The 457-nt window shown below is 52.3% G+C and carries 1 pseudogene; it reads left to right on the top strand.

Annotation, left to right across the window (positions count from 1 at the left end):
• Positions 1-102 precede the first annotated feature (102 nt).
• A pseudogene (locus ACLD9W_RS12520) lies at positions 103-354 on the top strand (DNA alkylation repair protein); the annotation flags it as partial.
• Positions 355-457 lie beyond the last annotated feature (103 nt).

The raw sequence follows: 457 nt of genomic DNA, 5'->3' as shown, positions 1-457 counted from the left end.
GGTGGTTTCTCCCCAAGGCATGGTAAGGATTCCGTCTGTTGGGACGGGGGAAGTGTTACCTATGTCTTCGTACGGGTGTTACCTTTGTGTCCGGTCTGTACAGACATCCCGCGTTTGCAAACGCTGATTACCGAAAAATTATGGTGGGACAGCTCCGACGTACTCGACCGTATTGTCGGCGACATCGCCCTGCGCCACCCCGAAGTCAACACTGTCCTATTGGCATGGAGTCCCGACGACAACATCTGGCTGCGCCGCGTCGCCGTCGACCACCAACTGCTCCGCAAACAGCACACCGACACCGCGCTGCTGGAAAAAATCATCTGCAACAATCTGGGACAAAAAGAATTTTTCGGCGTAAGTAACAAATTTACTGCCCAAAACCCCCGCAAGCCTTATGCTACAAGACTTTAAGCGGAGTCAAAACCTTTGAACACAAAAATGCCCTTTTTGCGGC

This window comes from Neisseria sp. WLZKY-1 (assembly GCF_046546535.1).
GTDB lineage: Bacteria > Pseudomonadota > Gammaproteobacteria > Burkholderiales > Neisseriaceae > Neisseria.
The sequence above is the reverse complement of the archived record's forward strand: the minus strand, read 5'-3'. Positions and strand labels throughout refer to the sequence as shown.